The organism is Streptomyces blattellae, from assembly GCF_009709555.1.
Taxonomy (GTDB): Bacteria; Actinomycetota; Actinomycetes; order Streptomycetales; family Streptomycetaceae; genus Streptomyces; species Streptomyces blattellae.
The window spans coordinates 1-23,362 of sequence record NZ_WJBG01000205.1; the positions used below are offsets into that span (position 1 = coordinate 1).

Genomic DNA, 23,362 nt, shown 5'->3' on the forward strand with positions numbered 1-23,362 from the left:
CCGGACCACCAGCGCCCCTCACCAGCAAGCGTCAGCGCGACTCCACCGGCACGAAGTCACGCTCGACGACGCCCGTGTAGATCTGGCGGGGGCGGCCGATGCGGGAGCCGGGTTCCTTGATCATCTCGTGCCACTGGGCGATCCAGCCCGGGAGGCGGCCGAGGGCGAACAGGACCGTGAACATCTCGGTCGGGAAGCCCATGGCGCGGTAGATCAGGCCGGTGTAGAAGTCGACGTTCGGGTAGAGGCTGCGCGAGACGAAGTAGTCGTCGGAGAGCGCGTGCTCCTCCAGCTTCAGGGCGATGTCCAGGAGTTCGTCGGACTTGCCGAGGGCGGACAGCACGTCGTGCGCCGCCGCCTTGATGATCTTGGCGCGCGGGTCGAAGTTCTTGTAGACCCGGTGGCCGAAGCCCATCAGCCGGACGCCGTCCTCCTTGTTCTTCACCTTGCGGATGAAGGAGTCGACATCGCCGCCGGCGGCCTGGATGCCCTCCAGCATCTCCAGGACGGACTGGTTGGCACCGCCGTGCAGGGGGCCCCACAGGGCAGAGATGCCGGCGGAGATCGAGGCGAACATGTTCGCCTGGGAGGAGCCGACCAGACGCACCGTGGAGGTCGAGCAGTTCTGCTCGTGATCCGCGTGCAGGATCAGCAGCTTGTCGAGGGCCGCGACGACGACCGGGTCGAGGTCGTACTCCTGCGCCGGGACCGAGAACGTCATACGGAGGAAGTTCTCGACGTACCCCAGGTCGTTGCGCGGGTAGACGAAGGGGTGGCCGATCGACTTCTTGTACGCGTACGCCGCGATCGTCGGGAGCTTGGCGAGCAGGCGGATCGTGGAGAGGTTGCGCTGCGTCTCGTCGAACGGGTTGTGGCTGTCCTGGTAGAACGTGGACAGCGCCGAGACGACCGACGACAGCATCGCCATCGGATGGGCGTCGCGCGGGAAGCCCTTGTAGAAGTTCTTGACGTCCTCGTGCAGCAGGGTGTGCTGCGTGATGTCGGTCTTGAACGTGGTGAGCTCGTCGACGGTCGGCAGCTCGCCGTTGATCAGCAGGTAGGCGACCTCCAGGAAGGTGGAGCGCTCCGCCAGCTGCTCGATCGGATAGCCGCGGTACCGCAGGATGCCCGCTTCGCCGTCCAGATAGGTAACGGAGGATTTGTACGCGGCGGTGTTGCCGTAGCCGCTGTCCAGCGTCACCAGACCGGTCTGGGCGCGGAGCTTGCCGATGTCGAAGCCCTTGTCACCGACGGTGCTGTCGATCACTGGGTAGTTGTACTCGCTGTCGCCGTACCGCAGTACTACAGAGTTGTCGCTCACGTCTTCCCTCACCGACCTTGTGCCTCATCATCGAGGTTGCCCTGACTGCCTCTACCATCCCCCATTTGGCGCAGGTGAGTGCACTCGGGGTCGACCATTGGGCCTATCGGCGGCACTGAGTGCCGCGGACTGTTTCATCCTGCCCCTTCTGGTTCCCGGTCTGCTAGTGCTGTGTGACCCAAACGACTCATTTGATCGATCATTTTTCCCACGGCCCCGCGTCAGCCCTCCAGGGGCCGCGGCGAGAGCCTGAAGTCGAGGGCCGTGCAGCGGCGTCCCGCCGACACCGTGCGCACCGCCTGTCCGATCGCCTTGCGCGAACCGACGAGGACGACCAGCTTCTTGGCCCGGGTCACCGCCGTGTACAGCAGGTTCCGCTGGAGCATCATCCAGGCCCCGGTGGTGACCGGGATCACCACTGCCGGATATTCGCTCCCCTGCGAGCGGTGGATCGTCACCGCGTACGCATGGGCCAGTTCGTCGAGTTCGTCGAATTCATACGGAACCTCCTCGTCTTCGTCGGTCAGCACCGTGAGGCGCTGGTCGACCTGGTCGAGCGAGGTGACCACGCCGACGGTGCCGTTGAAGACACCGTTCTTGCCTTTCTCGTAATTGTTCCGAATCTGCGTGACCTTGTCGCCGACCCGGAAGACCCGGCCGCCGAACCGCTTCTCGTCCAGGTCGGGGCGGCCCGGTGTGATCGCCTGCTGGAGCAGGCCGTTGAGGTGGCCGGCGCCCGCGGGCCCGCGGTGCATGGGGGCGAGCACCTGGATGTCGCGGCGCGGGTCGAGCCCGAACTTGGCTGGAATGCGTCGTGCCGCGACGTCCACGGTGAGGCGGCCGGCCTCTTCCGTGTCGTCCTCGACGAAGAGGAAGAAGTCCTTCATGCCGTCGGTGACCGGGTGCTGCCCGGAGTTGATCCGGTGCGCGTTCGTCACCACGCCCGACTGCTGGGCCTGGCGGAACACGCGCGTGAGGCGGACGGCGGGGATCGGGCTGCCGTCGGCCAGCAGATCGCGGAGCACCTCGCCGGCTCCCACGCTGGGCAGCTGGTCCACGTCCCCGACGAACAGCAGATGCGCTCCCGGGGGCACCGCCTTCACCAGCTTGTTGGCGAGCAGCAGGTCCAGCATGGAGGCCTCGTCCACGACCACCAGGTCCGCGTCCAGGGGCCGGTCCTTGTCGTAGGCGGCGTCGCCGCCGGGCTTCAGCTCCAGCAGCCGGTGGACGGTGGAGGCCTCGGCGCCGGTGAGTTCGGCGAGGCGTTTGGCGGCGCGGCCGGTGGGGGCGGCCAGGACGACCTTCGCCTTCTTGGCACGGGCCAGTTCCACGATGGACCTGACCGTGAAGGACTTGCCGCAGCCGGGCCCGCCGGTGAGGACCGCGACCTTCTGCGTCAGCGCCAGCTTGACGGCGGCCTCCTGCTCGGGCGCCAGGTCCGCCCCGGTACGCCCCTTCAGCCAGCTCAGCGCCTTGTCCCAGGCCACGTCCCGGAAGCCCGGCATCCGGTCCTCGTCCGTGCGCAGCAGGCGCAGCAGCTGGGCGGCGAGGGAGAGTTCGGCGCGGTGGAAGGGGACGAGGTAGACGGCGGTGACGGGCTCGCCGTGCTCACCGGGCACCCGTTCGCGTACGACGCCGGGCTCGCCGGAGTTTTCGTCGGGCAGGGCCAGTTCGGCCAGGCACTCGATGACCAGGCCGGTGTCGACTTGGAGCAGCTTCACCGCGTCGGCGATCAGCCGCTCCTCGGGGAGGTAGCAGTTGCCCTGGTCGGTGGCCTGCGAGAGGGCGTACTGCAGGCCTGCCTTCACCCGCTCCGGGCTGTCGTGCGGGATGCCGACGGACTGGGCGATCTTGTCGGCGGTGAGGAAGCCGATGCCCCAGACGTCGGCGGCGAGCCGGTAGGGCTGGTTCTTCACCACGGAGATGGAGGCGTCGCCGTACTTCTTGTAGATGCGCACGGCGATGGACGTGGACACCTCCACCGTCTGCAGAAAGAGCATGACCTCCTTGATCGCCTTCTGCTCCTCCCAGGCGTCGGCGATCTTCTTGGTCCGCTTGGGGCCGAGTCCGGGGACCTCGATGAGCCGCTTGGGCTCCTCCTCGATGATCTGCAGGGTGTCCAGCCCGAAGTGCTGTGTGATCCGGTCCGCGAAGACCGGCCCGATGCCCTTGACGAGCCCGGAGCCGAGATAGCGGCGGATGCCCTGGACGGTGGCCGGGAGGACCGTCGTGTAGTTCTCGACGGTGAACTGCTTGCCGTACTGCGGGTGCGAGCCCCAGCGGCCCTCCAGCCGCAGCGACTCCCCGACCTGCGCGCCGAGCAGCGCGCCGACGACCGTGAGCAGGTCGCCGGCGCCGCGTCCCGTGTCGACGCGGGCGACCGTATAGCCGTTCTCCTCGTTGGCGTACGTGATCCGTTCGAGAACGCCAGTGACTTCGCAAAGGCCGGGCCTGCCCTCCCGGGGTGAGCTAGCACCTGCGTTGGACACCCGTCACCTGCCCCTCTGGCCTTCGCACTGACAAGAAGGCTACCGCCGACCACTGACACCCAGCCTTGATCACTGAGAGGGTCCGTTGACCATCCCCGCAACCAGTGACCGGGTGGACACGTGGTCTACCAGGCCGGTTGGCGGATCTACGACCGGCACGGCACACTTGCCGATGGACCGGACAGTTCCGGACCACACGACCCGGACAGTTCCCGGGTCACACGACAAGGAAGGCGCGTTCCGAGGTGCGCGCCACGCGTAGACAGCCGGAGAGTTCTGCAACTGGCGATGTTTCTCCGCCGGTTGGCCATCCGGGAGCACGGCAGACATGAAGTCTGCAGCACCACCAGCAGTACCCCGAAGACCTTGACAACACCTCGGACAAGCGTCTCGGCTCAACCACACGTTCATGTGGTGAGCTGAGTATGCCTTTCAGCCGCTCGGCTCGCCTGTAGCGATAGGTGATCCCGCCGAGATGAGCACAACCCGCACCCCAGCCCCACCGTCCCCTCGACCGCCGCAACGGATGTGGCCGCGCGGCGTTGCGACGGCTGGCGGTACCGGATGGCTGGCCCTCAGCGGCGCTCCATGGTGGGGCGTGATGATCTTCCTGACATTGACGATCATCGTTGCAGGTGTAGTCGATTTGGCTCAGGTACTTGCCGATTTGACCCAGAAACTCATCCCAGAAAAGTCCCCAGACAAACTCAATCTGGGGCGTGAGCTGCTGCGACACCGGGAGCGCCACCCTTCCCTACGTCGGCGTACCCGACAGAAGCAGACGCGGCGACGAAAGTCGTGAAGTCTGACGGAGTCCCGACCGCGAGGACGCTGCTCAGCTTTGAGGTCGCGTCCGCGGGAACCCACGAGGCCACGGGGCGCCGGCGACGATCCAAAAGCGGCATCCGCTCCGGGACGCCCTGCAATTCGGCCAACGCCGGATGACTCGACTGATCCACGTCACCACCCCCTCCTGACGCAGGTCACGTCGGTTGGTGATGTGGGATGCGCTCGAGCACGCCTTCCAACGTTGCCAGTCGGCGGTCCGCTTCCGCCTCTTGCCTGGACATGATCCGACGGTACCGGCCGTGTCTGACAGTGGGGGGAGGCACTGGGGGTGAGGACGGGCAAGGGCCGGTTTCGCCGGACCCACAGTCCGCTCCGGGTTCCCGCCGGACCTCGACTGACCGGTCCCGGCCGCTGCCGGCGGAGGCGCGCTTCGTCGGCGGCTTGCTCGGGTTCGTTGGCGTCGGCAAGGGCGACGGCCCCCGCCGGCGGCGGGGGCCGATCACCGTTCCCCTGCAACTGACCAGGGGTACCGTTCTGGTGTCGAAGCAGAACGGAGACCAGTATGCCCCCGCACGCTGAAGGGCACGCAGGCGCACGCATCGCGCATGCGCGCAAAGTCCGCCAGTTGACGCAACGCGAGTTGGCAGATCTCTCACACGTCTCGTACAGCACGCTGACCAAAGTGGAACAGGGCGTCATGCCCGCGAGTCCTTCCGTCATCGGAGCGTTCGCCCGCGCCCTGTCGGTACCAGTCACTGAACTGACCGGACAGCCCTACCTCGAAGAGCTGCGGCAAGACCAGCTTGACGGCCTGATCAACCCGATTCGCGAGGCTCTGAACGTCTACGACCTGGGCCCCGATCCGGACGTGACCCCGCGCCCGACCCACGAACTGGAAGAGCACGCAGAGAAGCTGTGTGCCATGGTCCGCGCGACGAACATCAAGCAGGTTGCCGCTGACCTTCCCGGCCTGGTCCATGAGGCCACGACAACGGCCTACACGAATCCTGTTGACCGCAACTGGCGGTTGCTCGCGAGCACGTACCGGACCGCCTACGACGTGACGACGAAGCTCGGGTTCCCCGATCTGTGCACGGTGGCACTCGACCGTATGGACTGGGCGGCGCAGCGCGCATCCGATCCGCTACTTGGCGGGATGCGTCAGTACCTGCGGGCGCTCGCGTACCTACGGGCGAGCGACTACAAGACGGGCAAGCGCCTGATCAGCCTGGGCATGTCCACATTGGAACAGGCAGAGACGGGGCGGGTGCTCGATGTCGTCACCGGACAACTGCACCTCGGCGCTGCCGTACTGGCGGGACGCGACAAGGACAAGGACACTGCGGAGGGACACCTCAGCGAAGCCGCCCGCATCGCTGAGCGAACGGGCCCAGCCGAGAAGGTCCATTGGCTGTCGTTCGGGCCGACCAACGTCGGCGTACACCGTGTGAGCGTCTTGACGGAACTCGACCTGTACCCCGAAGCCGTCCACGAAGCGCAGGGAATCATCACTCCGGACGGTTGGCCCGCGTCCCGGCTTGCTCACCACCACACAGAGGTCGCGCGGGCCCAGATGTGGACGGGCCGCACCGACGCGGCGTTCAAGAGCCTCCTTAAGGCGCGCAAACTCGCCCCACAGCAGACGCGCTACCACCCGACGGTGCGCGAGACGTACGCCGGGCTGGAAGCAGCGAAGCGCCGGATGCCCGACACCTTCAGCAACTACGGTGCATGGCTGGGTATGTGACATAGCGTCAACCCATGACCGGAGCTATCAGTGATGTCTGATAGTTCCGGCCGTCGCATGTCGGCACTCTGAGTTGGCACGTAAAACCCCGGCGGCCTGGCAGGGCCCCGGGGCGTGGCCGACGCTAGTGAGGAGCGCCAACATGCACGACCTTATCCGCTGTATCGCCGCCCGGGTGCAACAAACATTCGCCCCGGGGACTGGCAGACGGCGGGCTGGTTCCCGTCCCTCTGCAACAGCCCTCTCTGGCCCTGTGCCTGCGCCTTCGAACTCCACGCCTGCCCCTGTCGCGCCCCGGCGGGCGCAGACGTGGCCCCCGGCCCGGCGTTCCCCGTACGGCCTCGAGACGCCGCTTCGCGGCGAACAGACGGCCCTGGTGCGGCCGTACGTGGTGGCGGCCGAACGGGCCCGTGAGCGGCTGCGGGGACGCCGCAGACTGCTCACGGCGGTACTCGCGGCGGACTTCGGTATCGATCTTGACCGGCATGTCGTCGGCGCGGAACGGCGGGCCCGATGACTACGACCGCGCCGGGCGCGTATCTGTCGGCTGAGTGCGGGCTTGCGCAGCGGCCGGAGTACCGGGGCCTGCATGCCGAGTGCCGCCAGACCAAGGATGTGCCGTTGCCCCATGGCGGGGGCTTGCTCCTGCTGCGCCGTTGCCCGTGCTCCTGCCACCGGCACACTCAAGGGGGCGGGCGGTGAGCGGGCGGCGCACGGTGACCGTGCACACCCGCGACCACGGCCCGGTCACGATCACCTGCCCCGAGTGGTGCAGCGTCGACCACACGGCCGGTCCCGTGCAGCACCGTGCCGACGTGGCCCACACCGGCCTGGAACTGTCGTTGACCGTGCCGTCGGCGCACGGGCCGTCCGAGTGGCTGTACGTGTGCCTGGATGTGGGCGAGTTCAGCGAGCATGACCGGTCCATCGGGGTGGTCCTTGAGGTCGGCGGCGCCTCGGTCAGGGTCACTCCCGCGCGTCTGCGCGCCCTGGCCGACCGGCTCACGGCGCAGCTCGGACAGGTGCGGGCGCGCACGCAGACCGGATCGAACCCGTGATCACTGGCTGGGGGGAGTCGCGGTGAACGCACTCAGCGAACGGCCCGAGCCGACTCCCCCGCAGCCGGAGGCGGTTGGGGTGCGCCTCGGGGACACGGTGGAGGACACCGAGCGCCACAAGGTGGGCCGTGTCATGGGGTTCATCGGTCCGTACGTGCAGCTGCGGCCGGTCGGCGGTGGTCTGGAGTGGGACGCGCGGCCGGACCGGCTGCGGCCGGTCACGGTGTCCGAGGCACTGAGCGCGGGCGCGGCGGCGGCCAATGCCCGTTCTAGGGGAGAGCTGCTGTGACGGCGAAGCGGGAACGGCGTCTGATCGTCGGGTACCTCGTTGTCCTGGCAGTCATCGGCGCGGCCCTGGTCTGGGGTATCGCGCACTGCGGCGAGTAGGCCGCGCCCCAAGTCGGCCGTCCGCCCGTTGTCCCACCCCTCAGACAGGGCGGGCGGCCTCCCGGCCCGTACGGACCCCGTGGATCGACCGCCCGTCCGGTGTCCTGCTGCCACGCGGACGGGGCGGGCGGTCTCTTCCCCCCACACCGTGCTCCGCGTAGGGGGAGAGGAGACCGAAGGTGAGCACCCCGAAGAGTCCGAGCAGGCGCAGCGAGGGGCCCGACCCGCTGACGGCCGCGGCCACCGCGCTTGAGGTCGTTGAGTCCGTGCTGGCGTCATCTGTGAGCGGCTGGACGACGCGCGGGAGGCGGAGCGGGAACGGCTCAGAACCACCAGACCGGCGGTCGTCGTCCTCACCGACGCGCAGATGCGGCGCCGGGTGCACAGGGTCGAGCAGCAGGCGGACGCCCTGCGCGCAGGACTCGACGGCGTACGCATCGAACTGCGCAAGCACCTCGACGCAACCGTCTGACGCACCCACAGCGGCCCCCGAAGCCTCGCTCCGGGGGCCGTCCGCATGTCCGGGCGCAGGCCTGCGCCCAGGTCCTCAAGGACGCCCGGCGCTCACGCGTCGGCATCGTCCGGCGGCAGCAGCCAGTCCCGGTCCAGTTGCTTCCACGACTTGCCTGCCCACAGTGCCAGGCCTTCGCTGACGCCCCCGGCCGCCCCTGAACCAGGCACTCACCCCAAAGGTCACAATCCGGTCTCACCCTTCGCTCCACCCCTTGCCACCTCGCCGTGTAATCGATTCCAATCCTCTCTAGGCCTCAGCATGTAATCGATTCCACGAGGAGGTGGAGCGGCGATGGCGAGCATCAAGGACGTCGCTGCCGAGGCGGGGGTCTCCGTCGCCACGGTCTCGCGCGTCCTGAACGACCATCCGTCGGTCAGCGCGGACGCGCGCACGCGCGTGCTGGCCGCGGTCGAGACGCTGGGCTACCGCCCGAACGCCGTCGCCCGCTCCCTGCGCACGGACCAGACCCACACCCTCGGGCTGGTCATCAGCGATGTGCTGAACCCGTACTTCACCGAGCTGGCGCGCTCCGTCGAGGAGGAGGCCCGTGCGCTCGGGTACAGCGTGATCATCGGGAACGCCGACGAACGGCCCGAGTTGCAGGACCACCACGTGCGGAATCTGCTGGACCGGCGGATCGACGGGCTGCTCGTCTCCCCCACCGACGGCGGCTCCCCGCTGATGCTGGACGCCGCGCGGGCCGGGACGCCGATGGTGTTCGTGGACCGGTGGATTCCGGGTGTGGACGTACCCGTGGTACGCGCCGACGGCCGGGCCGCCGTACGGGATCTCGTCGCGCATCTGCACGGGCTCGGGCACCGGCGGCTCGCCATCATCGCGGGCCCCGCTGCCACCACCACCGGCAGCGAGCGCGTGGAGGCGTTCCGGGAGGCCCTGGCCGAGTACGGGATTCCCCTCCCGGACGCCTACATAGGCCAGGGCGACTTCCAGGCCGAGAGCGGACGCCGGGTCACCGAGGGCTTCCTCGATCTGGCCGAGCCGCCCGAGGTCGTGTTCGCCGCCGACAACCTGATGGCGCTCGGCGCGCTGGATGCCGTACGCGCGCGCGGGCTGCGCGTGCCATGTGACATAGCACTCGCCGCGTTCGACGACATCCCGTGGTTCGTGCACACCGACCCACCGATCACCGCCATCGCCCAGCCGACCGGCGAGCTGGGGCGGGCCGCCGTCCGGGCGCTCGTCGACCGCATCGAGGGGCGGCCTCCCCAGTCCGTCACTCTCCCCGCCCGGCTCGTCGTACGCCGCTCGTGCGGCGAGAACCCCGAACAGAACCAGAACCCCGAACAGAACCAGCGCCCCGCACAGAACCAGAGCCGCGCACAGAACGAGAACCCTGAACAGAACAGGAGCACGTCGTGAGCAACGAGGACGAGTTGCTGCGCATCGAGGGCATACGCAAGTCCTTCCCCGGTGTGGTCGCGCTCGACGGCGTCGACTTCGACCTGCGCCGGGGCGAGGTGCATGTGCTGCTCGGCGAGAACGGCGCCGGCAAGAGCACGCTGATCAAGATGCTGTCGGGCGCCTACCACCCCGACGCGGGCCGCGTCCTGGTGGACGGCGCGGAGACGCACATCCGCGGGGCGCAGGACGCCGAGCGGCTGGGCATCGCCACCATCTACCAGGAGTTCAACCTCGTACCCGATCTGACGGTCGCCGAGAACATCTTCCTGGGCCGCCAGCCGCGTCGCTACGGGATGATCGACCGCAAGCGGATGGAGGCCGAGGCCGCCGTCCTGCTGGAGCGGGTCGGCGTCAACGTGTCGCCCCGCGCGCGCGTCCGTGAACTCGGCATCGCCCGCCTCCAGATGGTCGAGATCGCGAAGGCGCTCAGCCTCCACGCGCGCGTGCTCATCATGGACGAGCCGACCGCCGTGCTCACCTCCGAGGAGGTCGAGAAGCTCTTCTCCATCGTGCGCAGGCTGCGCGAGGACGGCGTCGGCATCGTCTTCATCACGCATCACCTGGAGGAGATCGCCGCCCTGGGAGACCGGGTCACGGTCATCCGGGACGGCAAGTCCGTCGGACAGGTCCCCGCCGCCACGCCCGAGGACGAACTCGTACGCCTGATGGTCGGGCGGTCGATCGAGCAGCAGTACCCGCGCGAGCGCGCCGACGCCGGGGACGCCCTGCTCAAGGTGGAGGGGCTCACCAGGGACGGCGTCTTCCACGACGTGTCCTTCGAGGTCCGCGCCGGTGAGGTCGTCGGGATCGCGGGGCTGGTCGGAGCCGGTCGTACGGAGGTCGTGCGGGCCGTGTTCGGCGCCGACCCGTACGACAAGGGTGCCGTGAAGGTCTCCGGGGCCTCGATTCCCGGGTACGACGTCAACGCGGCGATGACCGCGGGCATCGGGCTGATCCCCGAGGACCGCAAGGGCCAGGGCCTGGTGCTCGACGCCTCCGTCGAGGACAACCTCGGTCTCGTCACGATGCGCGCCGCCTCCCGGGCCGGTCTCGTCGACCTCAAGGGGCAGCGCGAGGCCGCCGCGCGCATCGCCGGGCAGCTCGGGGTGCGGATGGCCGGACTCGGCCAGCACGTGCGGACGTTGTCGGGCGGCAACCAGCAGAAGGTCGTCATCGGCAAGTGGCTGCTCGCCGACACCAAGGTGCTGATCCTCGACGAACCGACGCGCGGGATCGACGTGGGCGCCAAGGTCGAGATCTACCAGCTGATCAACGAGCTGACGGCCGCCGGCGCCGCCGTACTGATGATCTCCAGCGATCTGCCCGAGGTGCTCGGCATGAGCGACCGGGTGCTGGTGATGGCCCAGGGCCGGATCGCGGGCGAACTCGCCGTCGGCGAAGCAACGCAGGACGCGGTGATGGCGCTCGCCGTCAGCAACACCATCACCGAGCAGAACTCCGCCACCGAGCAGAACTCCACCACCGAGCAGAACCTCACCACCGACAAGACCGGAACGGAGGCCTCCCGTGGCCACTGACACGCTCAAGGGCGCATCGGGCGCGAGTGGCGCCGCGGGGATACGCCGCCTGCTGCTCGACAACGGCGCGCTGACCGCGCTCATCGTCCTCGTCATCGCCATGTCGGCCCTGTCCGGCGACTTCCTGACGACGGACAACCTCCTCAACGTCGGCTCCCAGGCGGCCGTGACCGCCGTCCTCGCCTTCGGCGTGACCTTCGTGATCGTGTCGGCGGGCATCGACCTGTCGGTGGGTTCGGTGGCGGCGCTGTCGGCCACCGTCCTTGCCTGGAGCGCGACTTCGCAGGGGATTCCGGTCGGGATAGCGGTCCTCATGGCCATCGCCACCGGTCTCGCGTGCGGCCTGGTCAACGGCTTCCTGATCTCGTACGGCAAACTGCCGCCGTTCATCGCGACGCTCGCCATGCTGTCCGTGGCGCGCGGTCTGTCCCTGGTGATCTCGGAGGGTTCCCCGATCGCCTTCCCCGACTCGGTCTCGCACCTCGGGGACACGCTGGGCGGCTGGCTGCCGGTGCCCGTGCTCGTGATGGTCGCCATGGGGCTCATCACGGCGCTCGTGCTGGGACGGACGTACATCGGCCGCTCGATGTACGCGATCGGCGGCAACGAGGAAGCGGCCCGGCTGTCCGGGCTGCGGGTGAAGAAGCAGAAGCTCGCGATCTACGCGTTCTCCGGACTGTTCGCGGCAGTCGCGGGCATCGTGCTCGCCGCCCGGCTGTCCTCCGCGCAGCCGCAGGCCGCGCAGGGCTACGAGCTGGACGCGATCGCCTCGGTCGTCATCGGTGGCGCCTCGCTGGCCGGCGGAACCGGCAAGGCGTCCGGCACCCTGATCGGTGCGCTGATCCTGGGGGTGCTGCGCAACGGCCTCAACCTCCTGTCCGTGTCCGCATTCTGGCAGCAGGTCGTCATCGGTGTCGTGATCGCGCTGGCGGTACTGCTGGACACCGTGCGCCGCAAGGCCGGGGCGACTCCGGTGACGACCGGCGGGGGCGGTGACAAGCGCAAGCAGGCGATGACGTACGCCCTCGCCGCGGTGGTCGCGGCGGCGACGATCGGCGCCACCTCCCTCCTGCACACCGGCTCGTCGAGTGCGGCCCAGCAGAAGGTGGGCCTGTCCCTGTCCACCCTCAACAATCCCTTCTTCGTGCAGATCCGGGCCGGCGCCCAGGAGGAGGCGGAGAAGCTCGGCGTCGGCCTGACCGTCACCGACGCGCAGAACGACGCCGCGCAACAGGCCAACCAGTTGCAGAACTTCACCAGCGAGGGCCTCGGCTCGATCATCGTGAACCCGGTCGACTCGGACGCGGCCGGCCCGGCGGTGCAGGCCGCCGATGACGCCGGCATCCCGGTCGTCGGCGTCGACCGCGGCGTCAACAACGCCGAGACCGCCGCGCTGGTCGCCTCCGACAACGTCGAGGGCGGCAGGCTGGGCGCCCGGGCGCTCGCCGAGAAGCTGGGCGGCCAGGGCACCATCGTGATCCTCCAGGGCCAGGCCGGTACGTCCGCCAGCCGTGAGCGCGGCGCGGGCTTCGAGGCCGGGCTGAAGGAGTACCCGGGCATCGAGGTCGTCGCCAAGCAGCCCGCGGACTTCGACCGCACCAAGGGCCTCGACGTGATGACGAATCTCCTCCAGGCTCACCCTGACATCGACGGCGTCTTCGCCGAGAACGACGAGATGGCGCTCGGCGCGGTCAAGGCTCTGGGGTCGAAGGCCGGGAAGTCGGTCCAGGTGGTCGGTTTCGACGGCACTCCGGACGGACTGGAGGCGGTCGAGACAGGCACGCTGTACGCATCCGTGGCGCAGCAGCCCAAGGAGCTTGGGAAAATCGCCGTGGACAACGCCGTCCGGGCGGCCGAGGGGAAGAACGTCAGCGCGACGGTGAAGGTGCCGGTGAAGGTGGTCACGAAGGAGAACGTGGCCGGCTTCGGCGGCTGATGACCGGACCTCAGATGACCGGACCTCAACCGAAACCGACTCTGACCGAATCGGGGAGACATTTCATGTACGACTACGACCTCCTGGTCGTGGGTTCCGCCAACGCCGACCTGGTGGTCGGTGTGGAGCGGCGGCCCGCCGCCGGGGAGACGGTGCTCGGCTCCGACCTCACCGTCCACCCCGGCGGCAAGGGCGCGAACCAGGCGGTCGCGGCCGCCCGGCTCGGTGCCCGTACGGCGCTGCTGGCCCGGGTCGGCGACGACGCCAACGGCCGAATGCTGCTCGACTCGCAGCGGGCGGCCGGCGTCGACACGGTGGGCGTCCTGGTCGGCGGCGTGCCGACCGGGGTGGCGCTGATCACCGTGGACCCGTCCGGGGACAACAGCATCGTGGTCTCGCCGGGCGCCAACGCCCGCCTGACGCCGCCGGACGTACGGGTCGCGGCCAGCCTCTTCCAGGCCTCCCGGGTGGTCTCGACCCAGCTGGAGATTCCGCTGGAGACGGTGATGGAGGTGGTACGGAATCTGGCGGACGGCAGCCGCTTCGTACTGAACCCGTCCCCGCCGCGCCCGCTCCCGTCCGAACTCCTCGCCGCCTGCGACCCGCTGATCGTGAACGAGCACGAGGCGAAGGTGATCCTGGGCGAGTCCGCCGTAGGGGACGCCCCCGAGGGCTGGGCGCGGATCCTGCTCGCGAAGGGCCCGCGGTCGGTGGTCGTGACGCTGGGCGCGGACGGCGCGCTGGTGGCCACCGCCGAGGGCGTCACCCGGATCCCGTCCGTGAAGGTCGACGCCGTGGACACGACGGGCGCGGGCGACGCGTTCACCGCCGCGCTGGCCTGGCAGCTCGGCGCGGGCGCGTCCCTGACCGAGGCGGCGGCGTACGCGGCCCGGGTCGGGGCGGCGGCCGTCACGAAGCCGGGCGCGCAGGAGTCGTTTCCCACGGCGGCGGAGGTCGAGGCGCTGTGCGGTGCCGTTCCGGGGAACGCCCGCCGGATGCCCGGTGGAGACGACGGCTCACAGAGGCCGGCCGGCGAGTCCTTGCGAGGTGAGTCGCTGTGAAGCGCGCGGGCATCCTCAACCGCCATCTCGCCGGTGCCCTGGCCGAGCTGGGCCACGGGGACGGGGTGCTGGTGTGCGATGCCGGTATGCCGATACCGGACGGACCCCGCGTGGTCGACCTGGCCTTCCGGGCCGGGGTGCCGTCCTTCGCCGAGGTGCTGGACGGTCTGCTGGCCGAGCTGGTGGTGGAGGGGGCTACGGCGGCGGCGGAGGTGCGGGACGCGAACGCGGAGGCCTCTTCGCTGCTGGGGGCCCGCTTCCCCGGACTCGACCTGGTCTCCCACGAGAAGCTCAAGGAACTGTCGGCGGGCGCGCGGCTGGTGGTCCGCACGGGCGAGGCACGGCCGTACGCGAATGTGCTGCTGAGGTGCGGAGTCTTCTTCTGACCGGTCGCGCACATGTTTCGAGGGGCCCGGTCCGTCGACCGGGCCCCTCGGCTTTTCCCCTCCACTCAGGACCCCCCGCGATCCCCCCAGATCCCCCTCCGAGAGTCCTGATGCCAAGTACGACCCGGGAGGTGCCGGAAGGGTTGCACGGTCTCTCAGAAATTCTTGCCGGGTTCTTGCCGGAGCCTTACCCGACCGCCGTTACCGGACCACGTTCTGCACAAACCTCTGGGCGGTTTCGGCAAGTACCTCCCGCCCGTCCCGCGCCCACAACTCGTCGTTGAACAGCTCGACTTCGATCGCCCCGGTGTACCCGGCGGCCTCCACGTACCCCTTCCACTCCCGCATGTCGATCGAGCCGTCGCCGATCTGCCCGCGGCCGGTGAGCACACCCTGCGGCAGCGGGGTGGTCCAGTCGGCGAGTTGGAAGGTGTGGATACGGCCGCCCGCGCCGGCCCGGGCGATCTGCTCCGGCGCCGTGTCGTCCCACCAGATGTGGTAGGTGTCGACCGTGACGCCGACCTGGTGCGCCGGGAAGCGTTCCGCCAGGTCGAGAGCCTGAGTCAACGTCGACACCACGCAGCGGTCCGAGGCGTACATGGGGTGGAGCGGCTCGATGGCCAGACGGACGCCGTGCGACTCCGCGTACGGGCCCAGCTCCGCCAGCGCCTCGGCGATCCGCTCCCGCGCTCCGTGCAGGTCCTTGGAGCCCGCCGGAAGGCCGCCGGAGACCAGGACCAGGGTGTCCGTGCCGAGCGTCGCCGCCTCGTCGATCGCGCGGCGGTTGTCGGCCAGGGCCTCGGCCCGCTCCGCCGGGTCGATCGCCGTGAAGAAGCCGCCCCGGCACAACGTTGTCACCGTCAGGCCCGCGTCGCGGACCAGCTTCGCCGTCGCCTCAAGGCCGTACGACTGGACCGGTTCGCGCCAGAGGCCCACGCCGGGAACGCCCGATTCGAGGCAGGCGTCGACCAGTTCGGGCAGCGACAGCTGCTTCACCGTCATCTGGTTGATGGAGAAGCGGGACAGTTCCGGATTGCTCACTGGTTCACCCCGTACAGCGACAGCAGGTTCTTCATCCGCTCCTCAGCCAGCTTCGGGTCCGGGAACAGGCCCAGTCCGTCGGCGAGTTCGTAGGCGCGGGCGAAGTGCGGGAGGGAGCGGGCCGACTGCAGGCCGCCGACCATGGTGAAGTGCGACTGGTGGCCCGCGAGCCAGGCCAGGAAGACCACGCCCGTCTTGTAGAAGCGGGTGGGTGTCTGGAAAAGGTGGCGGGACAGCTCGACGGTGGGGTCCAGCAGGCCCCGGAAGCCGGCCACGTCACCCGTGTCCAGGGCCCGGACCGCCTCCGCCGCCAGCGGCCCCAGCGGGTCGAAGATGCCGAGCAGGGCGTGGCTGAAGCCCTGCTCGTCGCCCGCGATCAGCTCGGGGTAGTTGAAGTCGTCGCCGGTGTAGCAGCGGACGCCCTGCGGCAGCCTGCGCCTCAGGTCGATCTCCCGCTGGGCGTCGAGGAGGGAGACCTTGATGCCGTCGACCTTGTCGGGGTGGGCGGCGATGACCTCCAGGAAGGTGTCCGTGGCCGCGTCGAGGTCGGACGACCCCCAGTAGCCCTCCAGTGCCGGGTCGAACATGGGGCCGAGCCAGTGCAGGATCACGGGCTCGGAGGCCTGGCGCAAGAGATGGCCGTAGACCTCCAGGTAGTCCTCGGGGCCGGACGCGGTGGCGGCCAGCGCGCGGGAGGCCATCAGGATCGCCTGCGCGCCGCTCTCCTCGACCAGCGCGAGCTGCTCCTCGTACGCCGCCCGGACCTCGGACAGCGAGCCCTGGACGATCTGGTCGGTGCCGACACCGCACGCGATCCGGCCGCCGACCGCCTTCGCCTCGGCGGCGCTGCGCCGGATCAGCTCGGCCGCGCCCGCCCAGTCCAGGCCCATCCCGCGCTGGGCGGTGTCCATCGCCTCGGCGACACCGAGCCCGTGGGACCACAGGTGGCGGCGGAAGGCGAGGGTGGCGTCCCAGTCGACGGCGGCGGGCGAATCGGGGGTGACGTCGGCGAACGGGTCGGCGACCACATGGGCCGCCGAGAAGACCGTACGGGAGGTGAAGGGGGCGCCGGGGGTGGCGGCGAGCGGTTCGGGGCGGGGTTCGTAGGCCCTCAACCCGCCTTCGGAGTCCGGGAGTTGAATGGTCACGGGGCGATCTCCGGCACGTCGAGACGGACGCCCTCGGCCGCGGACTTCAGGCCCAGTTCGGCGAGTTGGACGCCTCGGGCACCGGCGAGGAGGTCCCAGTGGTAGGGGGCGTCGGCGTAGACGTGCCTGAGGAACAGCTCCCACTGGGCCTTGAAGCCGTTGTCGAACTCGCCGTTCTCAGGCACCTCCTGCCACTGGTCGCGGAAGACCTCGGTGGCGGGGATGTCGGGGTTCCACACCGGCTTGGGGGTGGCGGACCGGTGCTGGACGCGGCAGTTGCGCAGTCCGGCGACGGCCGAGCCCTCCGTGCCGTCGACCTGGAACTCGACCAGCTCGTCGCGGTTGACGCGGACGGTCCAGGAGGAGTTGATCTGGGCGATCGCGCCGCCGTCCAGTTCGAAGATGCCGTAGGCCGCGTCGTCGGCCGTCGCGTCGTATGGCTTGCCGTTCTCGTCCCAGCGCTGCGGGATGTGGGTGGCGGTGAGGGCCTGGACGGACTTCACGCGGCCGAAGAGCTCGTGGAGGACGTACTCCCAGTGCGGGAACATGTCGACGACGATGCCGCCGCCGTCCTCCGAGCGGTAGTTCCAGGAGGGGCGCTGGGCGGCCTGCCAGTCGCCCTCGAAGACCCAGTAGCCGAACTCGCCGCGGATCGACAGGATGCGGCCGAAGAAGCCGCCGTCGATGAGGCGCTTGAGCTTGAGCAGGCCCGGGAGGAAGAGCTTGTCCTGGACGACGCCGTGCTTGATGCCGGCGTCGGCGGCGAGCTTCGCCAGCTCCAGGGCGCCTTCGAGGCCGGTGGCGGTCGGCTTCTCGGTGTAGATGTGCTTGCCGGCGGCGATGGCCTTCCTGATCGCCTCCTCGCGGGCGGAGGTGACCTGGGCGTCGAAGTAGATGTCCACGGTGTCGTCCGCGAGGACCGCGTCGACGTCCGTCGAGATGTGCTCCAGCCCGTGCTGCTCGGCGAGCGCCTTGAGCACGTACTCGCGGCGGCCGACCAGGATCGGCTCCGGCCACAGCACGGTGCCGTCGCCGAGGTCGAGGCCCCCCTGCTCGCGGATGGCCAGAATCGAGCGGACCAGGTGCTGGCGGTAACCCATGCGCCCGGTCACACCGTTCATAGCGATACGCACCGTCTTGCGTGTCACGTCGTCCCCTTCGTGGGCGTTGTACGCGGTGGTGCGCCGCGTACGCCCCTCGTGTCACAGGTGAGCCGTACAGCAAGCGCTTTCTATCACGTCAGAAGCTAGCCTCTGACCAGGGGTCTGGACAAGACCGTGGCGAGGTCGAGTTGTTCGAGGGGGCGAACAACCGGGGTGGATGGCCTTAAGGTCTGCTCGGCGCGCGGGAACCGTGCCGCCGGCCGGCCTGTCTACCACGGCATACGACGACGTACGACGGCGTAGGACGGCGTAGGACGGCGTACGACGGCGTACGACGGCGTATACCGAAGCTGACGAGCACGAAGACGAGTGCGAAGAGGTACGACGAGATGCGCGACCGGAGGACGACGAGATGACGGTGACCCTGGCGGACGTGGCGGCCCGCGCGCAGGTCTCGCCCGCGACGGTGTCGCGCGTGCTGAACGGGAACTATCCCGTGGCGGCCTCCACCCGTGAGCGGGTGCTGCGGGCGGTGGACGAGCTGGACTATGTGCTGAACGGCCCGGCGAGCGCGCTGGCGGCGGCGACGTCGGATCTGGTGGGGATTCTCGTCAACGACATCGCCGACCCGTTCTTCGGGATCATGGCCGGCGCGATCCAGTCGGAGATCGGGGGGCCAGGGGGACGCGCCGGTGGTGAGCGGCTGGCCGTGGTCTGCAACACCGGGGGTTCGCCGGAGCGTGAACTGACCTATCTGACCTTGCTCCAGCGGCAGCGGGCGGCGGCCGTGGTGCTGACCGGCGGTGCCGTGGAGAACGCGCCGCATGCGGCGGCGGTGGCCGCGAAGCTGCGGAAGCTGGGCGACGCGGGGACGCGGGTCGTGCTGTGCGGCCGGCCGCCGGCGCCGGACACCGAGGCGATCGCGCTGACCTTCGACAACCGCGGGGGCGGGCGGGAACTGACCGAGCACCTCATCGGCCTCGGCCACCGGCGGCTGGGCTATATCGCGGGCCCCGAGGAACGTACGACCACCCGGCACCGCCTGGAGGGCCACCGGGACGCGCTGGCGGCGCACGGGATCGAGGAGGATCCGCGCTGGACGGTGTACGGCCGCTACGACCGGCGGTCGGGCTACGAGGCGACGCTGGAGCTGCTGCGCCGGGACCCTTCCCTGACGGCCGTAGTCGCCGCCAACGACTCCGTCGCACTGGGCGCGTGCGCGGCCCTGCGGGACTCCGGGCTGCGGATCCCGGACGACGTGTCCGTCGCCGGGTTCGACGATCTGCCGTTCAGCATCGACGCCGTCCCCGCGCTGACGACGGTCCGCCTGCCGCTCGCCGAGGCGGGGGCGCGGGCCGGCCGCATCGCCATGGGGCGCGAGGAGCCGCCGCCCGGGGGGATCGCCACGATTCGGGGGGAGCTGATGGTGCGGGGGTCTTCGGGGGTGCCGCGGGGTTGAGGGCACGGGGTGCGGCGGGGCCGACGGAGGCTTCCGGGGCCGACGGAGGCTTCCGGGGCCGCGGGGCTGAGGGGTGAGCTGAGGAGTGAGGGGCTGAGGACTGAGGGGCTGAGGACTGAGGGGCAGGGGTCTTCCCTGGTGCCGGTGGCGTCCCGTGAGTGGTGTAGGGCCCCTGGCCCGTGCTCGTCCGAGGCCCCGTACACGGCCGACGCGTTGGAGCGCTCGGGCCACCGCGCATGCCGGTGAGCGTGGGCTCGACCGCTCGCGCCCGAATGCCTGGTCCGATCACGAACACGACCCGCGACGATACGAAGTCCGCCCGGCCACACCATCCGACGGGACGCGATCCCGGTACCGCGAGACCGAGGGTGCGCAGGTCTTCCGCGGTGCCGCAGACCGAGGGGCGCGGAGGCCTTCCCCGGTACCGCGAGACGAGGAACGCGGAGGCCCTCCCCGGTACCGCGAGACGAGGAACGCGGAGGCCCTCCCCGGTGCCGCAGAGCGCAGCGGGCGGTGCCTTCGCGGGTGGCCGTCTGCCCCACCCCGGGGGACTGAGGTTCTGAACGGCATGACCAGCGGAGCGCCCGGGTATCAGGCGGCAGCCAGGTAGTTCACCGGATGACGGGTCGCCAGCCAGACCCCGACCCTCGACGCGATCCGGGCCGCGCGGGGCTGGCGGAATCCGAGGGATCGCAGTTGGTCCATGTGGCGCGGGGAGAGCGTGGCCGCGACGGCGCCGACGCCCTGGGCATCGACGGCGCGCAGGCCTGGAGCGAGCAGATCGGCGACCACGCTGCGGTCCCAGGCCTCCGTGTCGTCCGGCGCGCAGACAGCGACCACCGTCCAGTGCGACCCGTCGACGCCGGCCGCCTTCAGCGCCTTCGGCAGGCCCGGCTCGTCCGGAACCGCGGTGGCGAGTTCGCGGGCGAAGAGGCTGGCGAAGCGGGTGTGGGGAGGTTCGGACCCGGCGCCGGGCGGCAGCCACACGGCGGCCGCGAGGAGCCTGCCGTCGGCGCGCTCGGCCACCCATACCTCGCCCTCTTCGAGGGCGTAGTGGGCCAGCATCAGGCGCATGGCGCGCTGCGCCTGGTCCCAGTCCACCGCGGAATCCTCCGGCACCGGGAGCGGAAGGCCGGGCGAGGTGTCGGACGGGGCGAGAAGGCGCACCACGGCGGGTACGTCCACCAGGCCGGCAGGGCGTACGACGGCGGTCCGGGGGTGCAGCTGAAGAATCGTCATGGCGGGGTTGTTACCTCTTCACTCATCGATACGAAACGGTTTCGTACAGATAGATTAGAGCGAGCCCGATCGAAACGCAAGCGTTTCCTTATGGGCAGAACCTCGGCCGGGCGGAGCACCCCCTGGACCGGCGCCTCCCCACGCCCTACGCTCGAACCCGCAACATCTCTGACTGAGTCAACTATCCGGAGATCAGGGATCAGGAATCGGGGATCGACGCTCATGACTGTCCAGGACATCCGCGCCTTCAACCGCTTCTACACGAACGTCATCGGCGCTCTCGACTACAGCCGCCACCTCTACGCCCCATACACCCTCACCGAGTCCCGCGTCCTGTACGAACTCGCGCACTCCCCGCGCACGGACGCGGTCGATCTGCGGGCCGAACTCTCCCTGGACGCGGGCTACTTGAGCCGTATCCTCAACAAGTTCGAGCAGGACGGCCTGATCGAGCGCACCCCGTCGCCGCGCGACCCCCGCCGCCGCAACGTCACCCTCACCGCGCGCGGCCGGGAGACCGCCGCGCTGCTCGCCGAGCGCGCGGACGAATCGGTCGGCGCACTGCTCGCCACCGTCCCGCCCGGCGACCGCCCCCGCCTCACCGAGGCGCTGCACACCGTCCGCACGATCCTCTCCGCGGGCCGCCCGCCCGCCCCCGAGAACGTCCTCCTGCGCGAACCCGGCCCCGGCGAGCTCGGCTGGATCGTGCAGCGCAACGCCGCGCTGTACGCCGCCGAGTACGGCTGGAACGCCGACTACGAAGGCCTGGTGGCCCGGATCGTCGCCGACTTCGCGGAGGATCACGACCCTCACCTGGAGCGGGTGTGGATCGCGGAGCTGGACGGCCGGCCGGTGGGCTGCATCATGTGCGTACGGGACGACGCCCCGGCCACGGCCCGCCTGCGCCTGCTGCTGGTCGAACCCGGCACCCGCGGCCTCGGCATCGGCGACCGCCTCGTCCGCGCCGTCATCGACTTCGCCCGCGGCGTCGGCTACCGCGACCTCGTCCTGTGGACCAACGACGTCCTCGCCGCGGCCCGCCGCATCTACCAGCGCCACGGCTTCGTCCTCGTCGCCGAGAAACCCCACCGCTCCTTCGGCAAGGATCTCGTCGGCCAGGACTGGCGCCTGGACCTGCACGGACGGGTGAGTGACGAGTAGGGTCCATGACCATGAAACTGGCGTTCTCCACCCTCGGCGTCCCCGGCCTGCCCATCTCGGACGTGCTGCGGCTCGCGGCCACGCACGGCTATCACGGCGTCGAGTTGCGCGCACATCCTGAGGAACCGGTGCACCCCGGCATCGGGCTCGCCGAACGGGCCGACGTGGTGGCCGAGTTCAAGGCGGCCGGGGTAGAGGTCCTCGGCGTGGCCGGGTACGCGCGCGTGGCCGCGCCCGGCGCCGACGAGCCGGTGATCGAGGAGATCCACCGCCTCCTGGACCTCGCCCGCGACCTGGGCGCCGGCTTCGTCCGGGTCTTCCCCGGCGCCGGAACCGACCAGTCCGCCGAGGAGGCCGACGCGACGGCCGCGCGACGCCTGGGCACGGCCGCGGAGTACGCCGGCGACCTGGGCGTACGCATCCTGCTGGAAACCCACGACTCCCACCGCACCGGCGCCGACGCGATCCGCATCCTGGGCCTGGTCGGCCACCGCCAGGTCGGCTCCCTCTGGGACGTCATGCACACCTGGCTCGGCGGCGAACAGCCCTCCGAGACCTACGCCGCCCTCTCCCCCTACCTCGGCTACGTCCAGGTCAAGGACATCGCCGCCGCCGACGACACGACCCCCCTCGCGCTCGGCACCGGCGTACTGCCGCTCGCCGACACCGTGGAGGTCCTCTCCCGCCACGGCTGGGACGGCTGGCTCTGCTGGGAGTACGAGAAGCGGTGGTACGAGGAGGCCGCGCCGCTTCCGCAGCTGCTGGGGGCGGGGCGCGAGCACCTGGCCCGGCTGCTCAACGAGTCGGCGTAGGCGGGGCCGCGAGTTCGGCGCCGGGGTCCAGGCACCAGTGGGAACAACTACGATCCGCGGCAGCGGAGTTGGTCAACTACTGAGCACACGTACCCAGACCGCTTTCCCGAACTCCCGCTCCCTGACTTCCCATGCGTCGGAGAGTGCCTCGATGAGGAGGAGCCCTCGGCCTGACGTGGCGTCGGGGCCATAGGGCTTGCGGATCGGGTGGTGCGGTGATCCGTCGGCGACCTCGATCTCGATCGTCTTCGCGCTGTCGTAGATGAGGGCTACGTCGACGGTACGGCCGGGGCAGCGGGCGTGGCGGATCGCGTTCGTGGCCAGTTCCGAGACGACGAGGGTGATCGTCTCGGCGGTGTCCTCAGGCACCGACCAGGACGTAAGCACGATACGGGCGCCGTGACAGGCCTCGGTGACGTTTTCGGGGATGGGCATGAAGCTACGGCGCCATGTGCGGGAGTTGGAGTTCGGTTCGTGACTTTCTGTGTTCACCAGACCACTGTCGGCGCAGTTAGGTACCGTCGACCAGTGACGGAGCGTCGACCAACGCAAACGGCCGCAATGGGGCAGCCGAAGAGGAACACGTCGTCACCGGCCGCGCAGTACTTCGCCGAAGTACTGCGCATGCTGCGTACGGCCGCGGGGCTCTCGCAGAACGAACTGGGTGACCGTATGGGGTACTTGGGTGCCAGGGCTGACGCAAGGTCGAATTTCTCAGCAAAGTCGCAGGTCGGTGGGTACGCCGAAGAGG

Annotated in this window: 19 protein-coding genes and 1 pseudogene; 13 read left to right on the plus strand and 7 right to left on the minus strand. The window is 69.9% G+C overall.

The features are described 5' to 3' along the window. Positions 1-31: 31 nt before the first annotated feature. Both GFH49_RS27810 and recD2 read right to left on the minus strand, forming a co-directional pair. Entirely contained in the window at positions 32-1,321 is a 1,290-nt protein-coding gene (locus tag GFH49_RS27810) for a citrate synthase (RefSeq protein ID WP_155058810.1), read from the minus strand. Between the two features lie 221 nt (positions 1,322-1,542). Further along, complete coding sequence (gene recD2, locus GFH49_RS27815) at positions 1,543-3,810, minus strand: SF1B family DNA helicase RecD2 (RefSeq protein WP_155058811.1); 2,268 nt, start codon at positions 3,808-3,810, stop codon at positions 1,543-1,545. Between the two features lie 1,351 nt (positions 3,811-5,161). Between recD2 and GFH49_RS27820 the strand changes: the two genes are divergently transcribed. The 9 genes from GFH49_RS27820 (at position 5,162) to rbsD (ending at position 14,648) form a co-directional block, all read left to right on the plus strand. Further along, on the plus strand, positions 5,162-6,346 hold the full coding sequence (locus GFH49_RS27820; protein WP_155058812.1) for a helix-turn-helix domain-containing protein: 1,185 nt from the start codon (positions 5,162-5,164) through the stop codon (positions 6,344-6,346). Positions 6,347-6,599: 253 nt separating this feature from the next. Beyond that, a complete protein-coding gene (locus GFH49_RS27825; RefSeq protein ID WP_328288295.1) occupies positions 6,600-6,863 on the plus strand; it encodes a hypothetical protein in 264 nt (87 codons plus the stop codon). A 181-nt stretch (positions 6,864-7,044) separates the two neighbouring features. Then, positions 7,045-7,404, plus strand: a complete 360-nt coding sequence (locus tag GFH49_RS27830; RefSeq protein ID WP_155058814.1) for a DUF6907 domain-containing protein — start codon at positions 7,045-7,047, stop codon at positions 7,402-7,404. A gap of 22 nt (positions 7,405-7,426) precedes the next feature. Then, positions 7,427-7,693, plus strand: coding sequence for a hypothetical protein (locus GFH49_RS27835; RefSeq protein WP_230396529.1), 267 nt, complete (start codon positions 7,427-7,429; stop codon positions 7,691-7,693). Between the two features lie 903 nt (positions 7,694-8,596). Beyond that, positions 8,597-9,685 (plus strand): LacI family DNA-binding transcriptional regulator, encoded by a 1,089-nt coding sequence (locus GFH49_RS27845; protein ID WP_230396526.1) that lies wholly within the window; start codon positions 8,597-8,599, stop codon positions 9,683-9,685. After that, on the plus strand, positions 9,682-11,265 hold the full coding sequence (locus tag GFH49_RS27850; RefSeq protein ID WP_155058816.1) for a sugar ABC transporter ATP-binding protein: 1,584 nt from the start codon (positions 9,682-9,684) through the stop codon (positions 11,263-11,265). The genes GFH49_RS27845 and GFH49_RS27850 overlap by 4 nt, the downstream gene beginning before the upstream one ends. Next, positions 11,255-13,201 (plus strand): ABC transporter permease/substrate-binding protein, encoded by a 1,947-nt coding sequence (locus GFH49_RS27855; protein WP_155058817.1) that lies wholly within the window; start codon positions 11,255-11,257, stop codon positions 13,199-13,201. Before GFH49_RS27850 ends, GFH49_RS27855 begins: the two co-directional genes overlap by 11 nt. Before the next feature lie 65 nt (positions 13,202-13,266). Continuing rightward, positions 13,267-14,262 (plus strand): ribokinase, encoded by a 996-nt coding sequence (locus tag GFH49_RS27860; RefSeq protein ID WP_155058818.1) that lies wholly within the window; start codon positions 13,267-13,269, stop codon positions 14,260-14,262. After that, entirely contained in the window at positions 14,259-14,648 is a 390-nt protein-coding gene (rbsD, locus tag GFH49_RS27865; RefSeq protein ID WP_155058819.1) for a D-ribose pyranase, read from the plus strand. The genes GFH49_RS27860 and rbsD overlap by 4 nt, the downstream gene beginning before the upstream one ends. Positions 14,649-14,849: 201 nt before the next feature. Here rbsD and GFH49_RS27870 read toward each other — a convergent pair whose 3' ends face one another. From GFH49_RS27870 to GFH49_RS27880, 3 genes are read right to left on the minus strand one after another with little or no spacing between them, the layout of a single operon-like run. After that, the gene (locus GFH49_RS27870) at positions 14,850-15,689 is read right to left on the minus strand and encodes a sugar phosphate isomerase/epimerase family protein (protein WP_230396527.1); all 840 of its coding nucleotides are present in this window, start codon (positions 15,687-15,689) and stop codon (positions 14,850-14,852) included. Beyond that, positions 15,686-16,837, minus strand: a complete 1,152-nt coding sequence (locus GFH49_RS27875) for a dihydrodipicolinate synthase family protein (RefSeq protein ID WP_155058820.1) — start codon at positions 16,835-16,837, stop codon at positions 15,686-15,688. Before GFH49_RS27875 ends, GFH49_RS27870 begins: the two co-directional genes overlap by 4 nt. Then, positions 16,834-17,985, minus strand: coding sequence for a Gfo/Idh/MocA family protein (locus GFH49_RS27880; protein WP_155058821.1), 1,152 nt, complete (start codon positions 17,983-17,985; stop codon positions 16,834-16,836). The genes GFH49_RS27875 and GFH49_RS27880 overlap by 4 nt, the downstream gene beginning before the upstream one ends. A gap of 367 nt (positions 17,986-18,352) precedes the next feature. Between GFH49_RS27880 and GFH49_RS27885 the strand changes: the two genes are divergently transcribed. Further along, positions 18,353-19,399 carry a LacI family DNA-binding transcriptional regulator gene (locus GFH49_RS27885; RefSeq protein WP_155058822.1) on the plus strand — a complete coding sequence of 349 codons (1,047 nt, stop codon included), beginning with the start codon at positions 18,353-18,355 and terminating at the stop codon, positions 19,397-19,399. A gap of 591 nt (positions 19,400-19,990) precedes the next feature. On the opposite strand, the gene GFH49_RS27890 is transcribed toward GFH49_RS27885, so the two are convergent. Continuing rightward, on the minus strand, positions 19,991-20,638 hold the full coding sequence (locus GFH49_RS27890; RefSeq protein WP_155058823.1) for a hypothetical protein: 648 nt from the start codon (positions 20,636-20,638) through the stop codon (positions 19,991-19,993). Between the two features lie 222 nt (positions 20,639-20,860). Here GFH49_RS27890 and GFH49_RS27895 point away from each other — a divergent pair, with 222 nt between their 5' ends. Beyond that, entirely contained in the window at positions 20,861-21,799 is a 939-nt protein-coding gene (locus tag GFH49_RS27895; protein ID WP_155058824.1) for a bifunctional helix-turn-helix transcriptional regulator/GNAT family N-acetyltransferase, read from the plus strand. An 11-nt stretch (positions 21,800-21,810) separates the two neighbouring features. Further along, complete coding sequence (locus GFH49_RS27900) at positions 21,811-22,611, plus strand: sugar phosphate isomerase/epimerase family protein (protein WP_196218146.1); 801 nt, start codon at positions 21,811-21,813, stop codon at positions 22,609-22,611. Between the two features lie 72 nt (positions 22,612-22,683). On the opposite strand, the gene GFH49_RS27905 is transcribed toward GFH49_RS27900, so the two are convergent. Further along, the gene (locus GFH49_RS27905) at positions 22,684-23,046 is read right to left on the minus strand and encodes an ATP-binding protein (RefSeq protein WP_155058826.1); all 363 of its coding nucleotides are present in this window, start codon (positions 23,044-23,046) and stop codon (positions 22,684-22,686) included. Between the two features lie 126 nt (positions 23,047-23,172). Here GFH49_RS27905 and GFH49_RS40470 point away from each other — a divergent pair. Further along, positions 23,173-23,362, plus strand: a pseudogene (locus GFH49_RS40470) (hypothetical protein); the annotation flags it as partial.